A 14,645-nucleotide genomic window follows, 5' to 3' on the forward strand; every position below is an offset into this window, starting at 1 on the left:
TCAAGGCAAGGCGGGCACGGTGGGCGGGGAGTCGGTCCAGCCCACCTCGATCAGCGTCTTGTCGTACGACCCTTCAAGGAGCGGCTTGCCGCCGAGTGTGGACTTCTGGCTGTCCGACAACAGCACCATCCTGCCGGTGTCGACGATCAGCCTCCGCTCGACCACGTTCCTCTTCTCGCCCGTCCCATACGTTGTGTTGATCACGACGACGGTGCCGGACCTGCCCAGGCTGTCCTTCGCGGTGCCTTCCATGCGGACGTTCGGAGACTTCAGCAGAGCCTCCCAGGCCGCGGCGCGGACCTCCCTCGGAGCGGGAAACTGGTGCAGGAGCTGCGGCAGGACCGAGGTGAGCCAGTTCGCGACGGACTCAGTGAGCCCGCCGACGCGGGCCGCCCTCGTGAGCCAGTCCGTCAACCGTTCCGGGTCGGCGGGCAGGCGCTGGACCTCCTCGTACGTCAGCCACTGCCCCGCGACCCAGAACTGGCCGCGATCCGGCAGGAGGAGACCCACATGGCCCTTGGAGTGCTTGCCGGACAGCTTCACGATTTTGCCGTCGATCGTCTTGCCCCATTGTGTGGGGGAGCCGTCACGCCGCCACGCCTTCTTGTCTGCTGGGCTTTCCGGCCGCGTCGCCAGTTCCCGGTATCCGTTCCAGGCCTTGCCGGCGGGAGTCGCCCACTCCTCTGAGACGCTTGTCTCAAGGAGCGCATAGGGGTGCGACTTGGTGCCGAACCGCCAGGGGTGGGTGGAGGTCGTCACCGACCTGGTGTGCCAGTAGGCGCCCTCGGGAGGAGCGGCCGCGACGGCCGCGGGCGCGCTCAGGACGGTGGCGGTCAAGGCCAGGGCGGCGGTGAAGGTCATCGATCTGCTGCGGGGAAACGCGGTCATGACCATCCATACGCCTGAGCCGCCCGAACGGTTGCCCGCGAGATCGTACGAGCCCGGCGGGCAACGGTTCCCGGGACCGGGGCGTATTAGAAGGCGTGAAATCGAACGGACAGACGTGAACGGAGCAGAGCATGACTTCGGCTCCTTCGTGGCCGCTCGCGCCACCAGCCTCTTACGGGTCGCCTATCTCGCCTGCGGCGACCAGACGGAGGCCGAGGACCTGTTGCAGACGGCGCTGGAGCGTACCTACAGGAACTGGCACCGGGTCCGCCACGACAGTCCCGAGCCCTACGTGCGCCGCGTCATCATCAACGCGGCCATCAGCCGCGCCCGCCGCCGGGCGATCCTCAACATCATCCCCATGCACAGCCCGCCGGAGACGTCGGCCCGCGAGGAGGACTCCGACCTCGTCCACGTGCTCATGAACGCGCTGCGTGCCCTGCCTCCCCGGCAGCGCGCGGTGATCGTCCTGCGTTACTGGGAGGACCTCACCGAGACTCAGACCGCCGAGGTGCTCGGATGCGCCGTCGGCACGGTCAAGAGTCAGGCGTCGAAGGCCCTGGCCAAGCTCCGTACGGCGCTCGGCCGGGACATCATGGAAGGAGCGTGCGACAATGCCCAGGCTTGAGGACGAGATCCGCCGGCTCATGGAAGGCGAGACCGCGCGGTTGCAGGCCGCTCCCGACCTGCTCGACCGGGTGATGCGCCTGCGCCGGGCACGGCGGGCCAGGGTCAAGACCGCGGTGGTGACCGCGTCCGTGCTCGCGTCCGTGGCCGTCGTCGCCGCTCCCGCCGTCTACCTGGCCACCGCCGCCCAGCGGGCCACGCCCGGCACGCAGGCCACGACCTCCGCGACGCTGGAAGAGCCCGCCATCGACGACACCCCAGCCGCGCGGACCGAGCCGAAGACCCTCGGGGACCTGGGCGACGGTTTGGAGTTCGGGCACGTCAAGCTCGGTTACCTGCCCGAAGGGCTGCGCTGGTCCACACGGTCGATCGACTACGGCGACGTGTACTCCACCTCGTACAACTACAAGGGCGATGCCGAGGGTTTCTATCAGGTTCAACTCCTCGTGTACGAGGAGGAGGCCGTCCGGGAGGTCACCGAACGGATCCAGCGCTATCGCGACGAGAAGGACGGCGAGGGCGTGATGATCGGCGACCGGAGCGGCTATCTGGTCGTGCAGCACGTCGGCGAGGACGGCATGGCGGGCACCCCGACCCTCTTCCTCAAGATGGGCGACCGGCAGTGGGCCGAGATCAACTTCAGCCCCGTGTACGCCGAGGAGTTCTCCGGCGCCGAGGCCGTCAACACCGAGTTGAGGAAGATCGCGCAAGGACTCACCTCCACCATGTGACGCCCAGGGGACCGGCGGTCCTGATCGCGTTCGCACAGCATCGCCGAGCCATGGATCCCGTTCGAGGACGGCGGGAGGACATTGACTGGACAGGACATGGAAGCCCCAGCCGTGTCTGCCATGATCCGGTGATGGATGTCGACGAATACTGGGGGCTGGTCGAGCGTTCGGGGCGCGAGACCCGTACCAAGGAGGATCGGGCAGGGTGGCTCGTCGAGCGGCTCTCGGAGTTATCGGTGGAGGAGATCCTCGACTACGACGCCTGGCACACCCGGGCGGAGAACCGCGCCTGCACCTGGGACGTGTACGTGGTGTGCTCGTCCATCACCGGGTTCGGGTCGTACAACGGGTTCGAGTACTTCGTCCAGTGGCTGATCAGTTTCGGGCGGGACGCGTACGAGGAACTCGTCGAGTGTCCTGACAAGATCGTCGAGTTGCCGCACGTCCAGCGGCTCCGGTGGTTGACGCGGACGTACAGTCACGAGCGGACGAGCTGGTCGCGGGACGGAGGGTTCCGGCTGGACCGGCAGACGTGCACGAGGCTGCAGAAATGGCCGGACGAGGAGTGGCCGGAGTTCGAGCTTCTGGGGTACGTGGCGCATCAGGCGTACGACGAGGCCGGCGGCTCCGACAACAGCTACATGGAAGGGTTCCGGGATCGCGGGGTCGAGCCGAGGTTCCCCTTCTGCGGCTACGAGGAGGAACCCGAGGGCGAGGCGTGGGACTTCGAGGACCCGGCCGAGTTCGTCCGGCGGCTGCCGAGGACCGCGTATCAGTACCACGGCGGCTGACGGAGAACGCCCACGGCGATCCAGCCACGTGCCCGCCGACAGCGGCTCCTCAGGTGATGGGGACGTCGCGCATCGGCTCGAAGGCGAACAGCTCGATGTCCACCGTCCGCACGTCCGGCGGTGGCGAGGTCATCAGGGCGAACGTCCTGACCCGCCCGCCCTGCGGCAGCTTGCCGAGCTGGCTGCACAGGCAGTGGTGAGCGGGCGGACCGGACGTGCGCAGCACGTGATAGCGGTTGTCGTCGGTGTCGGCGAGCGAGAGCCAGAAGAACTCGAAGGCCGCGATGTTGGTGGTGCCGGTGGACCTCCGGGTGTCCTCGTCCATGGCGGCGTCCTGCATCGTGATCTCGCGCGAGCTCTCGTTGCGGAAGTCGAACGTGGCGATCAGAGTGGTGGGGCTCAGCCGGCGCAGCTCCACCAGGTCCGCGGTGACGCCCTCCATGCCCCGCAGCCCGGCGGCCGTCGCCCCGGTGGTGGCCGGCACGGACGGGCCCTCCTCCGGCTTCGGGACGGACGGGGTGGCCTGCGCGGTGGGGGCCGATCGCGGATAGCTCACCTCGACCCGGCGGTTGGCGGCGCGTGCCGCCTCCGAGCCGCCCTGCTCCTTCGGCTCGCGCTCGCCCTTGCCCTCGACCTCGAAGGTCAGGTCGCCGTCGGCTCCCGAGGCGCGGAGCGCCCGCTCCACCGCTTCGGCGCGGCGGCGCGAAAGCCCCAGGTTGTACGTGTCGTCGCCGACGTCGTCGGTGTGCCCGACGATCCGCACGGTCCCGGCGGCCTGGCTGCGGATCCGTTCGGCGGTGCCGCGCAGCGTGGCCCGCGCCTCGGAGGTCAGGCTCGCCTTGTCGAAGGCGAACAGCACGTCGGTGTCGAGGGCGATCTCCACTCTGTCGGAGGTCTCGGAGACCTTCTCGGCGGCGCCGCTGAGGTGGGTGGCCAGACCTCGGGTGTTGGGGAAGGCCGCGGCGATGGCGGCGGGGCCGGGCTCGTCCGGCGCGGCGGCCTGTCCGCGCGGGCCGATCGGCAACGGGGCCGTGACACCGGCGGCGAGCAGGCCCACCGCGACGCTGGTGGTCTCCGCGGGCACCCGGTAGACGATCCAGGCCTGGGCGGGCTCGGAGGTCACCGTCACCTTCCCCGACAGCTGGGTGCAGAGGCAGGCCGCGCCCATCTCCTCCTTGTCGCGCTTCATCGCCAGATACACCGACAACCGTGGCTCGTCGAGGAGGAAGAATCCCGCCGAGGACGCGGTGTAGTTGTAGGCCACGGTGCCGGCGATCGCCGGGGGACCGAACTGGCCCAGATCGACCTCGCCGCGCTCGGCGCTGATCCGCAGCCGTGCGGTGACCGTGTCGGGGGTCGTCCGTTCCAGCGAGACCACGTCGATCCGGCCCGTACCGGATCCGTCCCCCTCGCCGCCGACCCGCAGCGTCGCCAGCGCGGCTGGCCCTTCGGGGGCGGTCGGGGACGCGGCCGGCGCCGACGGCTCAGGTGCGCTGGCAGGCGGCTGCGCGGCGCACCCGGCCAGCAGCGCGACGACCGCCAGCGCGCTCGCCGTGATCGTGGTCCTACGGCCCGCGCGCCATAACGGCATGGTCATCCCCTCGTCCGCCCGACCGTTGATAGGACTTCGAACAACGGCATCCCGTCCGAGTCAGGATTTAAGCAGACTCGTCCGCGATGCGGGCGGATCAGCGCTCACTCGGCGTGCCAGAGGGCCGCGAGCTGCCGGGTGGCCAGGCGGGACGGTATCGCGCGCAGGAGCGCGTCGCGGAGCCACGCGGTGACGCCCGTCCGCGAGGTCAGCCGTGACTGCCGGAACGCGCCCCGCATGACGCGGTTGGCGCTGGGCCGGCGCTCGGCGTCGTAGCGCAGCAGCCGCTCGGCGGCGTCCGCCGGCTCGGCGCCGGTGAGGTGGCGGGTGAGCGCGGCGGCGTCCTGGAACGCCTGGCTTGCGCCCTGGCCGAGATCGGGTGGCATGCCGTGCGCGGCGTCGCCGAGCAGCGCTACCCTGCCGGACACGTACGAGGGCAGAGGTTCGGCCAGGCCGGCGATCGGATCGACGTGGATGTCCGAGGGCGGCGTGTCCTCGATCAGCCTGGTGACCAGCGGGTGCCAGTCGGCCATCAGGGACAGCATCTGCCCGCGCGCCTCCTCAGGGCCGGGCGGCGCGCCGCGCAGAGCGGTGTCGGTGAACCAGTAGAGCCGGTCCTCGCCGACGGGGAACAGGCCGAACATCGCCCCGCTGCGGCGGTCGACCAGCTGGCAGGCGAGCAGGTCCGGCGTGAGGTCGCCGGGGCGGGGCAGCATGCCGCGCAGGTCCAGCCGGCCGGTGCGGCGCAGACCGGGGTGGCGGGGGAACAGCTGGGCGCGCAGCTCGCCGGCGATGCCGTCGGCCGCGACCACGACGTCCGCTTCGGCGACGGCGCGGCCCCCGCTGATCACGGCCACCTCGGAGTCGCCGATCTCCAGACGGTCGACCGGGGTCGCGGTGCGCACCAGGTCGGCGGGCAGCGGGGCGCGCAGCGCCTGGTGGAGCTCCGCCCGCTCGACGATGACGACCGCGCCGACCTCCTGCTGTGCCTGGATCACGTCGGTGACGAGCAGCGGCCGGCCGCGCCAGTCACGCAGCCCTCCGGCGAAGGCTTCCGTGTGCCGCCCGCGGACGTCCTCGGCCAGCCCCAGCGCGTCGAGTGCGCGCAGCCCGTTGGGCATGATCGCGATCCCGGTGCCCTTCTCGCGCAGTGCGGCGCCCCGTTCGAGGAGTGTCACCTCGTGTCCCGCACGGTGCAGCCCCACCGCGACCGCCACCCCGCCCAGCCCCGCGCCGACCACCGCGATCCTCACGCGCCCTCCATTCACTACGATCGTACTAGTACGACTATTGGTAACATGGCCGCATGCCGCCCGCCAATCCGGCCCGTCGCCGGGCCCTGACCGATGCCGCCATCGAGTTGCTCGCGTCGTCGGGGGTGCACGGGCTGACCCATCGCGCGGTGGAGAAGGCGGCGGATCTCCCGCCGGGCACGGCCTCCAACTACTTCCGCAGCCGGGAGGCGCTGCTGGTGGCCGCGGCCGAACGCGTCGCCGAGCTGCATCACGCCGACACCGGCCGGGCCGTCGGGCGGCCCGCTCCCCTGGTCGACCTCCTGACCGAATCGCTGTTCGCCGCGGCGACCACCCTGCGCACCCGCTACCTGGCGATCTTCGAGCTCCAGCTGGAGGCCGCCCGGCGACCGGCCCTGGCCCAGGCGCTCACCGGCCTTCACGACACGGCCTCACAGATCACCGCCGGGCAGCACGACCGGCTCGGCCTCACCATCCCGCGCGAGAAGATCCCCGCGATGATCGCCCTTTACGGGGGCGCCCTGTTCACCCTCGTCACCGCACCGCCCGAGAACGTCAACAGAGATCTGGTACGCGACCTGGTGCGGGTCATCGTGGACGGCTGCGCCTGAGCCATTCAGCAGGATCTGGCGTGGAACCCCGGGCGTTTACGCCTGGGAGGAAACGACAGCGCGGGAGGGCCCTCAGGCCCGAGCGGTGCCGTGACGGCCGGCTTCGCGTGAGCGGCTCAGCCCGGTCGCTTCTGATTCTCGATGTACTCCTTGATGATCGACAGGGGTGCGCCTCCGCAGGAGGCGGCGAAGTAGCTGGGCGACCAGAAGTGGCCGCCCCAGAGATAGCGGCGGACATGAGCGCTGTACTCCTTCCGCAGCAGCCGGGCCGAGACGCCTTTGAGAGAGTTGACCAAGGTGGAGAGCGCGACCTTGGGCGGGTAGTGAACCAGCAAGTGGACATGGTCATGCTCGCCGTTGAACTCGACCAGTTCGGCGCCGAAGCTGTCGCATACCTCGATCATGATTTCTTCACAGCGGCGCAGAAGTTCGTCGGTGAACACTCCACGCCGATATTTGGGTGTGAAGACCAAATGGGCATGCAGGGCGTAGACGACTGTGCGCCCACGCCGGATATCGGGATTGGGTTCCCATCGCGGTGACATAGACCAAATGTTAGTGTGTTCGATATGAAGCTGGTGGTGCAGGTGCGACTCCTGCCGACGCCCGAGCAGGCGGCGGCGCTGGAGGCGACCCTGCGCGCGGTCAACGCAGCCGCCTGCCAGGTCTCTACGCTGGCCTACGATCAGCGGGTCTTCCGCAACTACGACCTGCGCAAGCACGCCTACACGAGCATCAAAGACCACTACGGGCTGGCCGCCCAGGCCGCTCAGCACGTCATCAAAAAGGTCGCCGACGCCTACGCCGTCCTGCACGCCAACCTGCGGGCCGGGAACCTGGGCAAGCCGGGCTCAGCGCGACGCCTCAAAGCCGAATCCAAGCCGATCGCCTTCCGGCCCGACGCCGCTCAGCCCTTCGATGACCGATGTTTGTCCTGGCAGATCGACGCGCGGACGGTGTCGATCTGGACGGTTGTCGGGAGGCTGAAAGACCTGACGTTCACTGCCTCCGCCGAGCAGCTCAAGACCCTGTCGGCCTACCGGAAGGGCGAGTCCGACCTGGTCTGCAGGGACGGCGTGTGGTTCCTGATCGCGACCTGCGACCTTCCCGACCGGCCGGTGAGTCTGCCGGACGGCTTTCTGGGGGTGGACCTGGGCATCGCCAACATCGCCACTACCAGCACCGGCACCCGGCATTGCGGCAAGAGACTGAACGCGGTCCGCCACCGGCGGCGCGAGCTGCGACGCCGGTTGCAGGCCAAGGGCACCAAATCGGCCAAGCGGCTGCTGAAAAAGCGGCGCCGGGCCGAGGCGCGGTTCGCGGCCAACACCAATCATGTCATCGCCAAGCAGATCGTGACCGAGGCAGAACGCACCGGACAAGGGATCGCCCTGGAAGACCTCCAGGGCATCCGCGAGCGGGTACGGCTTCGCAAGCCCCAGCGGGTCACGCTGCATGCGTGGAGCTTCCACCAACTCGGGAGCTTCATCTCCTACAAGGCGGCCCGGGCCGGGGTCGCCGTCATCCACGTCGACCCGTCCTACACCAGCCGGCAGTGCTCGGCCTGCGGGCACGTGGACAAGAACAACCGGCGCGACCAGGAAACCTTCTCATGTACGTCGTGCGGCTTCGCTGAGCATGCCGACGTCAACGCAGCCCGGAACATCGCCTCACGCGGTGAGACGGGCTGGGCAGTGAGTCACGCTGCCTGACGCGGACCGGACCGTCGAAGCCATCGACGGCGAGGAACTGCAAGCTCGGTCGTTCACGGCCGAGAAGCTGACGACATGGGTGTTCTCGCCCTCACGGGACATCTCGCCGATCGCGTGCTTCACCGGGGCCGGGTCGCGCAGCACGTGGACGAACTCCGCCATCCGGCTGTCGAACGGGCCCACGGCCAGGATGAAGAGGACGATCACCGCGAACACCACGCCAGGGAACAGACCTCCCTCCGTCTCCATGGTGGACGTCTCGAGCTCGCCACGCACCAGGCGGACGAAGAAGAGCACCGTCGGCAGCGCGAACACGGTCAGGGCGATCAGTCCGCCGGCGGTCCACACCAGGGCGTGGTAGACGATCCGGCGGACCAGGCGGCGGCGCTGCCGGCGTGACAGGCGGCCGAGCTGGTTCTCCTCCAGGTCGGCCTGGGTGAAGTGGAACTCCTTGGCCAGCAGCGCGGTCAGCGCCCGCACCGGCTCGACGGTTGCCGCCGCTCCCTGTTCGCGCCGCATCCCGCACCTTTCGCCACGTATGCGTTGCCCTGACCACCATTCAGCCTGCCGGGCGGCAGGATGTCCACTCCCGTCGGCTGGGCGGCGCGGGTCAGCTGCGGGGCAGGTCGCGCCAGGGCTTGCCGCGGTACGGGTCGAAGTCCTTGGGGAGGCCGAGCACGCGTTCGGCGATGACGTTCTTGTTGACCTCGGTGGTGCCGCCCTCGATGGTGTTGGCGCGGCTGCGGAGCATCCCCCGGGTCTCGGCGGGCATCGAGGCCCAGTACTCGGCGGGGGACGACGCCGTGCCGGGCCAGGCGATGGCGTCCTCGCCGGACAGGGTGGCGGCCGTCTCCTGGATGCGCTGGTTGAGGTCGGTGCCGTGGACCTTGCCGATCGAGCTCTCCGGGCCGGGGGGCAGGTTGCCGGCCTGACGGGCGCGGACGCGGCGGTTGGTCCAGGTGCGGACCTGTTCCTCGCACCACAGCTCGACGATGCGGGCGCGGACCAGCGGGTCGTCCCAGCCGCCCGGGAGACCGGACTCGGTGCGGCGGCGGGCCAGGCGGACGAGGTGCGAGGCGCTGACGCCGCCGATGCGGTCGACGCCGACGGAGCCGCCGCCCGACACCATCTGGCGCTCGCCGGCGAGCGTGGCCTGGGCGACCCGCCAGCCGTTGCCGGGGTCGCCGAGCCGGTGCGCGTCGGGGACGCGGGCGCCGTCGAAGAACACCTCGAAGAACTCGGCCTCGCCGCCGATGTGCGGCAGCGGCCGCACCTCGACGCCGGGCTGGCGCATGGCCAGGAGGAAGTAGGTGATGCCCTGGTGCTTGGGGGCGTCGGGGTCGGTACGGGCGAGCAGCACCGCGTAGTCGGCCTGGTCGGCCCAGGTGGTCCACACCTTCTGGCCGTGCACGACCCAGGTGTCGCCGTCGAGCTCGGCCCTGGTGGAGAGGGAGGCGAGGTCACTGCCGGAGCCTGGCTCGCTGAAGAGCTGGCACCAGATCTCCTCGGCCCTGGTGATCGGCTTGAGGAAGCGCCGCCTTTGTTCCTCCGTGCCGTGGGCGAACAGGGCGGGGGCCGCCAGGTTGAGGCCGAGCGGGTTGAGCCGGGGCAGGTGGTAGGGGCGCAGCGCCTCGTCGGCGGCCACGGCGGCCCTGCGCGACCAGCCGAGACCGCCGTAGTCGACCTCCCAGGTGGCCGCGACCAGTCCGGACGCGCCGAGCTCGGGGTACCACGCGCGGTACTCCTCGCGCGTCCGGACAGTGCGCACGGCGCGCGGGCCGCCCTGCTCGCCGGCCTCGCGCCAGGCGGTGGGCAGGTGGGCCGCGATCCAGGCACGGGCGGCCTCCACGGCCTCGCCTGGGGTGACGTCCGGGCCGGTGGGCAGTGCGGTCATGGGTGGATCTCCCCGTCAGCGTGAGGGCTCGCGCCCTGAGAGCGAATGGCGTCAGAAGGCCCTGCCTCCGCGCGGGCGGCCTCCGGGCGAGCCTGCGTGCGGGCGGCCTCCACGTGGGCCTCCGCGCGGGCGGCCTCCACGTGGGCCTCCGTGCGGGCGGCGGTGCGGCCGAGTTCCTGGGCGCGCCAGAGGGCCTGCTTGAGCGCGCGGGCGTGCGCGGGGTCGGCGGCGGCCACGGTCTCGGCGACCCGCTGGGCCGCGTCGCGCAGGGCGTCGGGCTCGACGACCTCGCCGACCAGGCCGAGCTGGTACGCGCGCGCCGCGTCGAGCCGCTCGTGGACGCCGATCAGCGCGAGCCGGGCGGCGGCCGTGGCGGAGATCCGGCGCACCAGGCCGATCGCCTCCCAGGCGCTGACCTGGCCGACGCTGACGTGCGGGTCGAGGAAGGTGGCGGAAGCGGAGGCCAGGACGATGTCGGCGTCGACCACGAAGTGCAGCCCGCCGCCCGCGCAGACGCCGTTGACCGCGGCCACCACAGGGGTGCGGACGCCGAGATGCCAGCCGGTCAGCTCCAGCTCCCCGGCACGGGTGCGGCGGCTCGACTCGCGCAGGCTGGCGGGATCGCGGGCGAGCGCGGCCATGTCGAGCCCCGTCTGGAAGGCACGGCCGCGGCCGGTGACGACGATGCAGCGTACGTCGTCGTCGGCGTCCAGCTCGCGCCAGGCGAGCGGCAGCTCGGCCATCATCACGGCGTCCATGGCGTTGCCCGCCCGCGGCCGGTCGAACTCCAGCCAGCCGACCGGGCCGCGGCGCTCGACCGCCAGCGTCTCGTACGCCATCCGACCCCCTGTTCCCTCTGCCATAGTTATATATAAGATAGCAAAGAAAAGGCGAGAGAAGGCGGACAGGTTACATGGCTCCGACGGAAGAGAAGACCCGCCCCCGGATCACGGACGAGGGGGTGGAGGCGCTGCGGGCACGCATCGGCATCCCCCAGCCCAACCCCGTCCCGCCCCACTACCTGCGTCCGGGCACCGACGCGTTCCGGATCGTGGCCCGCGCGTACGGCGACGACAACCCGCTGTGGTGCGACCCCGACCACGCCGCCCGCTCCCGCTGGGGGCAGCCCATCGCCCCGTTCCCGCTGGTCGGCGGCGACAGCCTGATCGGCGAGGACGTGCTCACCGAGGCCGACCTGGCCCGGCAGGACGAGGTCAGGGGCGACCCGCTGCGCGGCGTGCACGCCTTCTACTCGGCCTGCGAGCGCGAGTGGTGGAACCCGCTCTACGAAGGCCGGGCCGTGCACCGGCGCAACGCGCTCGTGGGGGTGCTCGACAAGCCCAGCGAGTTCAGCGGCCGCGCCGTGCACGAGTGGAACGCCAACGTCTTCGCCACCGCCGACGGCACCCCGCTGGCCGGCCAGTACCGGCTGATGATCCGTACCGAGCGTGACGAGGCGCGCAAGCGCAAGAAGTACGACGACGTCGCGATCGAGCCGTGGACCGAGGAGAAGATCGCCGAGATCGACGCCCAGTACGCCGCCGAGCGGGCGCGCGGCGCGCAGCCGCGCTGGTTCGAGGACGTCGAGGAGGGCGAGGAGATCGCCCCGCTGGTCAAGGGCCCGCTGACGGTGACGGACATGGTCTGCTGGCACACCGGCATGGGGATGGGCGTGTACGGGGTCGCGCCGCTGCGGCTGGGCCACCGCAACCGGCAGCGCATCCCGCGCTTCTACCACCGCGACGACCTGGGCGTGTGGGACGCGATGCAGCGGGTCCACTGGGACCCCGAGTTCGCCCGGCGCTCCGGCAACCCGACCACCTTCGACTACGGGCGGATGCGCGAGACGTGGATGATCCACGCCTGCACCGACTGGATGGGCGACGACGCCTGGCTGTGGCGGATCCGGGTGGAGTTCCGCAAGTTCAACTACGTCGGCGACGCCCAGTGGATCACCGGCAAGGTGGTGCGCAAGCACCTCATGGAGGACGGCAACGGCGTCCACCCGGCCGTGGACCTGGAGCTGGCCGCCACCAACCAGCGCGGCGAGGTCACCGCGCCGGCCACCGCCACCATCCTGCTGCCGAGCCGCGAGCACGGCCCCGTCGCCCTGCCCGAGCCGATGGGCGGCGCGACCACGCTCGACGGCACCCTGCAGGCCGCGATCCGGCACTTCTCCCGGACATGACCAGGCCGCTCGACGGCGTGCTGGTCGTCTCGATGGAGCAGGCCGTGTCCGCCCCGTACGCCACCCGCCAGCTCGCCGACCTGGGCGCGCGGGTGATCAAGGTGGAGCGGCCCGACGGCGGCGACTTCGCCCGCGCCTTCGACACCCACGCCAACGGCACCGGGGCGCACTTCGCCTGGGCCAACAGGAACAAGGAGTCGCTGGCCCTGGACGTCAAGACGCCCGGGGGCCGGCGGGTCGTCGGTGAGCTGCTGGCCAGGGCCGACGTGTTCACGCACAACCTGGTGCCGGGGGCGGCCGCCCGGCTGGGGCTGGACGGCGCGTCGCTGCGCGCCGTCCACCCGCGGCTGGTGGTGTGTGAGATCTCCGGGTACGGCACCGGCGGGCCCTATGACGGGCGCAAGGCGTACGACCTGCTGGTACAGGCGGAGTCCGGGCTGACGGCGATCACCGGCAGCCCGGAGGAGCCGGTCAAGCCGGGCATCTCGGTGGCCGACATCGCGGCGGGCATGTTCGCCTTCTCCAGCGTGCTGGCGGCGCTGCTGCGGCGTTCCGCCACCGGCGAGGGGTGCGTGCTGGAGGTGTCCATGCTGGACGCGATGGCCGACTGGATGGGGTACCCGCTGGTGGTGCGCAGGCACGGCACCCAACCCGCCCTCGCCCCGGGGATGAGCCATCCGGCCATCGCGCCGTACGACGCCTACCGGGCGGCCGACGGGCGGCTGGTCACGGTGAGCGTGCAGAACGACCGCGAGTGGGCCAAGCTGGCCGCGTCGGTGCTGGGGCGGCCGGAGCTGGCAGACGACCCCCGGTACGCGACCAACCAGGCGCGCGTCGCGCACCGCGACGTCATCGACGGGCTGGTGGCGGACGCCATCGGGGCCATGGACGCCGACCGCGCCGTGGCCGCCCTGCACGCGGCCGGGATCGGCTGCGGGCTCGTCAACGACCTGGCCGCCGTCGTCGACCACCCCCAGCTCGTGGCCCGCGACCGCTGGCTGACCGTGCCCGCCCCCGCCGGCCCGGTCTCCGCCCCGCTCCCCCCTCCGGTGACCGCGGCCTGGCAACCCCCCGCCGGCCCGGTCCCGGGTCTGGGCGAGCACACCGAGGCGGTGCTGCGGGAGCTGGGGTACGACGCGGCGGCCATCGCGAAGCTGCGCGCCGAGGGCGCCGTCCGGACGAGTGAGGAGAGGCCGTGACCGTTACCTCCGAAGAGGACCTTGAGGAGTTCCGCGAGAGCGTGCGGGGCGCGCTGTCGCAGGTCAGCACCTCGGCCCAGGTCAGGGCGGCGATGCTGACCGGTAGCGGGCACGACGAGGCCACCTGGCGTGCCCTGGTGCAGCTCGACCTGCCCGGTCTGATGCTGCCTGAGCGGTGTGGCGGCAGCGGGCTCGGTGCGGCGGAGTTCGCCGTGGCCGCCGAGGAGTGCGGCGCCTGGCTGGCCTGCTCGCCGCTGTTCGGCACGTCGGTGCTGGCCGTGCCGCTGCTGCTCGCGCTCGGCGACGACGCCGCGCTCGACGCGTACGGGCCGCGCATCGCGAGCGGCGACCTGACCGCCACCGTCGCGCTGGCCGAGGCCGGCGCCCGCTGGGACGTCGAGGCGATCCGCACCACCGCCCGCCGCGACGGCGACGGCTGGCGGCTCGACGGCGCCAAGACCCACGTCGTCGACGGCGCCACGGCGGACCTGCTGCTGGTCGTCGCGAACACACCCGACGGACCAGCCGTGTTCGCGGTCGAGCGCGCCACGGCTCCAGCGGGGGGCCCGGACGGGCGCGACGCGCATCCGGGGGTGGGCGTGGAGTCGCTGGTCACGCTGGATCTGACCAGGAAGATGGCGCGGGTGAAGTTCGACGGCACGCCGGCCGTGCTCGTCGGACCGGTCGGGTGCGCAAGCGAGCTGGCCGGGGCCGCCGACGTGTCGCGGGCGTTGCTCGCGGCCGAGCAGACCGGGGTCGCGCAGCGGTGCCTGGACATGACGGTCGAGTACGCGAAGACGCGCATCCAGTTCGCCCGCCCGATCGGCTCGTTCCAGGTCATCAAGGAGCGGCTCGCCGACGCGCTGATCAAGGTCGAGTCCGCGCGCTCCGCCGTCTACACGGCGACCCGCTCGGAGGGCCCGGCGCTCGCAAGGGACTCGCGGGTGGCCGCGCTCATGGCGGGCAAGGCCGCGTCCTGGGTCACCGCCCAGACGATCCAGCTGCACGGCGGCGTCGGCTTCACCTGGGAGCATGACGCCCACCTCTACTTCAAGCGGGCGCGTACGAGCGCTCACCTGCTCGGGGAGGCCGGCGAGCACGTGACCGCGCTCGCCGGGATGCTCGAGCGCGAGGTCGTCTGACACGAGAGGGACACGAGC

The 14,645-nt window shown here is 71.5% G+C and carries 15 protein-coding genes; 8 read left to right on the forward strand and 7 right to left on the reverse strand.

What is annotated here, in order from left to right; all coding sequences use genetic code 11:
* Nucleotides 1–888, reverse strand: a complete 888-nt coding sequence (locus FR742_RS34105) for a hypothetical protein (protein ID WP_187281665.1) — start codon at nucleotides 886–888, stop codon at nucleotides 1–3.
* A gap of 115 nt (nucleotides 889–1,003) precedes the next feature.
* Here FR742_RS34105 and FR742_RS34110 point away from each other — a divergent pair, with 115 nt between their 5' ends.
* The 3 genes from FR742_RS34110 (at nucleotide 1,004) to FR742_RS34120 (ending at nucleotide 3,037) form a co-directional block, all read left to right on the forward strand.
* A complete protein-coding gene (locus FR742_RS34110; RefSeq protein WP_261808943.1) occupies nucleotides 1,004–1,516 on the forward strand; it encodes a SigE family RNA polymerase sigma factor in 513 nt (170 codons plus the stop codon).
* Nucleotides 1,503–2,246, forward strand: coding sequence for a hypothetical protein (locus FR742_RS34115; RefSeq protein WP_148035420.1), 744 nt, complete (start codon nucleotides 1,503–1,505; stop codon nucleotides 2,244–2,246). The genes FR742_RS34110 and FR742_RS34115 overlap by 14 nt, the downstream gene beginning before the upstream one ends.
* A gap of 131 nt (nucleotides 2,247–2,377) precedes the next feature.
* Nucleotides 2,378–3,037 (forward strand): DUF4240 domain-containing protein, encoded by a 660-nt coding sequence (locus tag FR742_RS34120; protein WP_187281498.1) that lies wholly within the window; start codon nucleotides 2,378–2,380, stop codon nucleotides 3,035–3,037.
* A 49-nt stretch (nucleotides 3,038–3,086) separates the two neighbouring features.
* Here the strand turns inward: FR742_RS34120 and FR742_RS34125 are convergent, their stop codons facing one another.
* Both FR742_RS34125 and FR742_RS34130 read right to left on the reverse strand, forming a co-directional pair.
* Nucleotides 3,087–4,634 carry an OmpA family protein gene (locus FR742_RS34125; protein WP_148035422.1) on the reverse strand — a complete coding sequence of 516 codons (1,548 nt, stop codon included), beginning with the start codon at nucleotides 4,632–4,634 and terminating at the stop codon, nucleotides 3,087–3,089.
* Nucleotides 4,635–4,732: 98 nt separating this feature from the next.
* A complete protein-coding gene (locus FR742_RS34130; RefSeq protein ID WP_187281499.1) occupies nucleotides 4,733–5,881 on the reverse strand; it encodes an FAD-dependent monooxygenase in 1,149 nt (382 codons plus the stop codon).
* 53 nt (nucleotides 5,882–5,934) lie between these two features.
* Between FR742_RS34130 and FR742_RS34135 the strand changes: the two genes are divergently transcribed.
* Nucleotides 5,935–6,492, forward strand: coding sequence for a TetR/AcrR family transcriptional regulator (locus FR742_RS34135; protein WP_148035424.1), 558 nt, complete (start codon nucleotides 5,935–5,937; stop codon nucleotides 6,490–6,492).
* A gap of 116 nt (nucleotides 6,493–6,608) precedes the next feature.
* On the opposite strand, the gene tnpA is transcribed toward FR742_RS34135, so the two are convergent.
* The gene (gene tnpA, locus FR742_RS34140) at nucleotides 6,609–7,037 is read right to left on the reverse strand and encodes an IS200/IS605 family transposase (protein WP_148029126.1); all 429 of its coding nucleotides are present in this window, start codon (nucleotides 7,035–7,037) and stop codon (nucleotides 6,609–6,611) included.
* 24 nt (nucleotides 7,038–7,061) lie between these two features.
* Here tnpA and FR742_RS34145 point away from each other — a divergent pair, with 24 nt between their 5' ends.
* Nucleotides 7,062–8,204: an RNA-guided endonuclease TnpB family protein gene (locus FR742_RS34145; protein WP_148035425.1), complete on the forward strand. Its 1,143-nt coding sequence runs from the start codon at nucleotides 7,062–7,064 to the stop codon at nucleotides 8,202–8,204.
* Here FR742_RS34145 and FR742_RS34150 read toward each other — a convergent pair.
* The 3 genes from FR742_RS34150 to FR742_RS34160 all read right to left on the reverse strand — a co-directional run bounded on the left by FR742_RS34150 (nucleotide 8,163) and on the right by FR742_RS34160 (nucleotide 10,937).
* Nucleotides 8,163–8,723, reverse strand: a complete 561-nt coding sequence (locus tag FR742_RS34150; RefSeq protein ID WP_148035426.1) for a hypothetical protein — start codon at nucleotides 8,721–8,723, stop codon at nucleotides 8,163–8,165. The genes FR742_RS34145 and FR742_RS34150 overlap by 42 nt on opposite strands.
* 91 nt (nucleotides 8,724–8,814) lie before the next feature.
* Nucleotides 8,815–10,098, reverse strand: a complete 1,284-nt coding sequence (locus FR742_RS34155) for an acyl-CoA dehydrogenase family protein (RefSeq protein ID WP_148035427.1) — start codon at nucleotides 10,096–10,098, stop codon at nucleotides 8,815–8,817.
* The gene (locus tag FR742_RS34160) at nucleotides 10,095–10,937 is read right to left on the reverse strand and encodes an enoyl-CoA hydratase/isomerase family protein (RefSeq protein WP_148035428.1); all 843 of its coding nucleotides are present in this window, start codon (nucleotides 10,935–10,937) and stop codon (nucleotides 10,095–10,097) included. The genes FR742_RS34155 and FR742_RS34160 overlap by 4 nt, the downstream gene beginning before the upstream one ends.
* A 74-nt stretch (nucleotides 10,938–11,011) precedes the next feature.
* On the opposite strand from FR742_RS34160, the gene FR742_RS34165 reads away from it, so the two are divergent.
* Genes FR742_RS34165 through FR742_RS34175 form a run of 3 tightly spaced genes read left to right on the forward strand, consistent with a single transcriptional unit; the run spans nucleotide 11,012 to nucleotide 14,627 of the window.
* Entirely contained in the window at nucleotides 11,012–12,286 is a 1,275-nt protein-coding gene (locus FR742_RS34165) for a hypothetical protein (protein WP_148035429.1), read from the forward strand.
* Complete coding sequence (locus FR742_RS34170; protein WP_148035430.1) at nucleotides 12,283–13,485, forward strand: CaiB/BaiF CoA-transferase family protein; 1,203 nt, start codon at nucleotides 12,283–12,285, stop codon at nucleotides 13,483–13,485. The genes FR742_RS34165 and FR742_RS34170 overlap by 4 nt, the downstream gene beginning before the upstream one ends.
* Complete coding sequence (locus FR742_RS34175) at nucleotides 13,482–14,627, forward strand: acyl-CoA dehydrogenase family protein (RefSeq protein WP_148035431.1); 1,146 nt, start codon at nucleotides 13,482–13,484, stop codon at nucleotides 14,625–14,627. The genes FR742_RS34170 and FR742_RS34175 overlap by 4 nt, the downstream gene beginning before the upstream one ends.
* The last annotated feature ends 18 nt before the right edge of the window (nucleotides 14,628–14,645 follow it).

Origin of the sequence: Nonomuraea sp. C10, assembly GCF_008017515.1 — a bacterium.
Taxonomy (GTDB): Bacteria; Actinomycetota; Actinomycetes; order Streptosporangiales; family Streptosporangiaceae; genus Nonomuraea; species Nonomuraea ferruginea.